This window comes from Microbacterium sp. zg.Y909 (genome assembly GCF_024626565.1).
The window spans coordinates 1-3,645 of the sequence record NZ_JANJFJ010000419.1 but is presented as its reverse complement, the minus strand read 5'-3'; the positions used below and the strand labels follow the sequence as shown (position 1 = coordinate 3,645).

Sequence of the window (3,645 nt, the reverse complement as noted above, 5' to 3'; positions counted from 1 at the left end):
TCCGGCATCCCCAAGGACGACATCGACGGCCTCATCGTGGGTCCGACGACGGCCTACGAGCGGATGGGCGAGGTCCTCGGCCTCAACGTCCGCTGGGGCGGTCAAGCGGATGCGGTGCAGTCGGTTCTCCAGGCGCAGATGGCCATCGAAGCCGGCTACGCCAAGGTGATCGCGCTGGTGTACGGCAACGACCAGCGCTCCGCCGGCACGCAGTACGGCGGCCCGAGCGCCATGGGCGGACAGTCGTTCCTCTCGTACGTCTACCACTCGCCCTGGGGCATGACCTCGCAGGGTGCGCTGTACGCGCTGACCCTGCGCCGCTATCAGCACGAGCGCGGACTGTCGGAAGCGGACATGGGGCAGGTCGCCGTCGCGCAGCGCGCGTGGGCGAGCATGAACGAGGCCGCCATCCAGCGCAAGCAGATCACGATCGACGACTACCTGCAGTCGCGGTACGTGTGCGAGCCGCTGCACGTCTTCGACTACTGCCTCGTCAACGACGGCGGTGTCGCGCTCATCATCGCCGACGCGGAGTACGCCGAGCGGATGCGGCCGGACCCGGTCTACATCCTGGGCACCGGCCGGTCGGACCTGAACACCGGCGCGACGAGCCTCGAACCGCGGCTGACCGACTACTACCTCCCGGCGCAGCAGCAGGCGGGGGCGTCGTCGTACGAGATGGCCGGCATCGGGCCGGACGACATGGACGTCATGCTCGCGTACGACAGCTTCTCGGTGCATGTGCCCCTCGCCCTCGAGGGCTACGGCTACTGCGAGGTCGGCGATGTCGCGAAGTTCCTCGCGGAGAAGGGGATCGGGCCCGGCGGCGCGCTGCCGGTGAACACCCACGGCGGTCATCTGTCGGAGTCGTACATGCAGGGCTGGAACCACCAGCTCGAGGCGGTGCGCCAGCTGCGCGGCACCGCCGGGGAGCGGCAGGTCCCGGGCGCGCAGACCGTTCACTACACCTCCGATGTCGCCAGCAAGTGCATGTCGGTCATCTACGGACGATAGGAGATCCCATGGATATCGCTCCCACCCCCGCACCCGTCCCCCTCGTCCACGACATCCCGTTCTGGGAATCGGTCGAGCAGCAGGACCTGAAGCTGCAGCGCTGCGCCGATTGCGGGCAGTTCCGATACCCGGCAGGCCCCATCTGCGCCCAGTGCAACTCCGAGCAGGTCACCTGGGAGCGGGTGAGCGGCAAGGGCACGATCCTCAGCTGGGTGGTGTTCCACAAGACCTACCTGCCGGCTTACCCCGCACCCCACACGGTGATCGCCGTTCGGCTCGACGAGGGGCCGATCATCATCAGCAACCTGGAGGGCCCCGAGCCGGAGGGATCCTGGATCGACGAGCGGGTCTCGCTGCGCTACGTCACCATGCCCGACGGCGTCGTGCTGCCGCGGTTCGAGCTGGACCGCACCGCGTCCTGAATCCGGGCGGATGAGAAGGGGGTGGATGCCGCACACGCGGCATCCACCCCCTTTCTCACTCATTCCGGAAGGGTCAGCCGTACGAGGCCCTGCACGAGGGCGGACTCTTCGCCGAGGATCATGTCGCGAAGCGCGGCCGCGCGCGTCGGGTCGAGGTAGGGCCGCACGCAGTTGTCGTACTTGGCGATGATCTTCGCAGCAGGGAGCATGTGCCCGGGCTCCCGGCCGGACGCGACGGGCGTCGTACGGTGAAGCGTGCGCCCATCGGTGGTCCGTACGGTCACCGATGCCACGTACCTGTCGGCGACCGACGTGTCGGGGGCGTCGATGTCGGCCACGGTGGTCTTCGCGAGCATCGCGACGGCCTCTTCGGTGCGATGCGCGCCGTCGACGAAGTCGGTGAGCGTGACCGTCCCGCTCAGCAGCGCCCGCCCCACGGTGTACTGCACGCTGAACTTCGCATCCAGCTCGCTGCCGGGATCCGGGCGGTCCACGTGGCCTCGCCGTTTCGGGTGCAGGTGAACGAGGACATCCTCGATCTCGTCACTCGCCAGCGGCCCGAGGGCGGCGGCGGACTCGATCGCGGAATGCGTGCTTCCGCAGCAGGGGTACTGCTTGATGATGATGCCAGGATGCACCAGCGCCCACTCGGTGCCGAGTCCTTCGAGCGCGGCGGCGATGGGCACGGCCTGCGGATCCTTGCGTTCGAACACCCGGGCGTACCCCTGCGCGTGCTCGAAGGCGTTCTCGCGACCCGACGCACCCGCCCGCGCCAGGAGCGTCGCCTGCACACCGGACGCGGCAGCCCGCCCCACCTGCAGCGGCTTGGCGGAGGTGCCGAACGAGGCCTTGATCCCGCTGGAGAACGCCGCGGCAAGACTCAGGCTCGCCTGCGTGCGCTCTGCGTCGAGCCCCAGCAGGCGCGCCGTGGCAGCCGCGGCGCCGAAGACCCCGATGGTGGCGCTGGGGTGCCAGCCGAGGTCGTAGTGATCGGGATTGAGCATCCGCCCGAGCCGTGCGGCCACTTCGACGCCCACCGCGTAGGCGTCGACCACGTCGCCGATCGGTCCGCCGAACCGCTCGGCGACCGCCAGGACGGCGGGGAAGATCACCGCCGTCGGGTGCCCTGCCATATCGCCCTGCGAGTCGTCGAAGTCCAGCAGGTGGGCGCTGAAGGAGTTGACGAAGGCGGCATCCGACACCGACGCACTGCCGCGTCGTCCGATGAGCGGTGAGCGGGCGTCCGACTCGGCCTCGTCGATGAAGGGTGCGACCTGATCGAAGTCCGGGCTCATCCGCGCCCCGATCGTCGTTCCCACCGTGTCGAGGATGGCCAGCCGCGCCACGGTGCGCACCGAGTCGGGGATCACCAGATCATCCGACGCGATCCATCGGGCGAGTCTCGTGAACAGGGGGGCGTCGGTGGGCGTGGCCGCGGCGTGCATGGTCTCCTTTCGCGACGGCGATGCCGCCGTGGTGTCTCGGCTCACTCCGACAGGGCGGAGGTCAGGGCCTGAAGGTCGTTGCCGCGCCACGCCTGCTCCAGCGCCTCGTCAACGCGCGACTCGCCGAGGACCGGCAGGGCGAGGGCCCGGAACTTGTCCTCGATATCGGCGTCGCTGAGCGGATTCTCCGGTTCCCCGAGCGGGTGGGGCACTCGCTCGCGCACGACCTCCCCGCCGTGCAGCGTGATCTCCACCTCGGCCGCCCGCTCCCGCGGGTACGCGGACTGGGCCGCCTCGTCGAGGTGGACCGTCACGCGCTGCGCCAGCGCCTGCACGTCCGGGTCACCGAGACGATCCGGCTCGAAGGTGCAGAGATCGACCGTGCCCTGCACGAGGGCGGCGGAGACGGCGAACGGCAGGCTGAACTGCGCCTGCATGACGGTGGTGGGGTCGCGTCTGTCCAGTCGCGCGGCGAGCTCGAACGTGCCGACGCGGATCCGGTCGATCCGGGACAGGTCGTCGCCGACGACGGTGCGCAGCTGCCGCGCCGCGTCGATCGCGCCGTGCAGGTGCCGGCAGCACGGGTAGGGCTTGACGTAGGTGCGCAGCGCGCGCCACGAGGTGCCGAGGCCGCCCAGCAGCGCGTCCGGCTTCCACTGCCCGCGGGCGAACGCGGCGAAGTAGCCGTCCTTCCCCTCGAGGATCGTGTGCGGTCCGAAGATCCCTGCGGCGGCGAGTTCGGCGCACATGACGCCCTCGCGCGC

3 protein-coding genes and 1 pseudogene are annotated in these 3,645 nt (G+C 70.0%); 2 read left to right on the top strand and 2 right to left on the bottom strand.

Annotation, left to right across the window (positions count from 1 at the left end; genetic code table 11):
• Both NQ160_RS20510 and NQ160_RS20505 read left to right on the top strand, forming a co-directional pair.
• Positions 1-1,014: thiolase family protein (locus NQ160_RS20510; protein ID WP_257516942.1), on the top strand; the 1,014-nt coding region annotated here is incomplete at its 5' end.
• 8 nt (positions 1,015-1,022) lie between these two features.
• Entirely contained in the window at positions 1,023-1,436 is a 414-nt protein-coding gene (locus NQ160_RS20505) for a Zn-ribbon domain-containing OB-fold protein (protein ID WP_257516941.1), read from the top strand.
• A gap of 59 nt (positions 1,437-1,495) precedes the next feature.
• On the opposite strand, the gene NQ160_RS20500 is transcribed toward NQ160_RS20505, so the two are convergent.
• Together NQ160_RS20500 and NQ160_RS20495 are read right to left on the bottom strand one after the other, a co-directional pair.
• Complete coding sequence (locus NQ160_RS20500) at positions 1,496-2,881, bottom strand: MmgE/PrpD family protein (protein WP_257516940.1); 1,386 nt, start codon at positions 2,879-2,881, stop codon at positions 1,496-1,498.
• 41 nt (positions 2,882-2,922) lie between these two features.
• A pseudogene (locus NQ160_RS20495) lies at positions 2,923-3,645 on the bottom strand (MmgE/PrpD family protein); the annotation flags it as partial.

Coding starts and splice junctions, on each gene's coding strand:
- NQ160_RS20505 (WP_257516941.1), top strand. CDS start 1,023: ATGGATATCGCTCCCACCCCCGCACCCGTCCCCCTCGTCCACGACATC.
- NQ160_RS20500 (WP_257516940.1), bottom strand. CDS start 2,881: ATGCACGCCGCGGCCACGCCCACCGACGCCCCCCTGTTCACGAGACTC.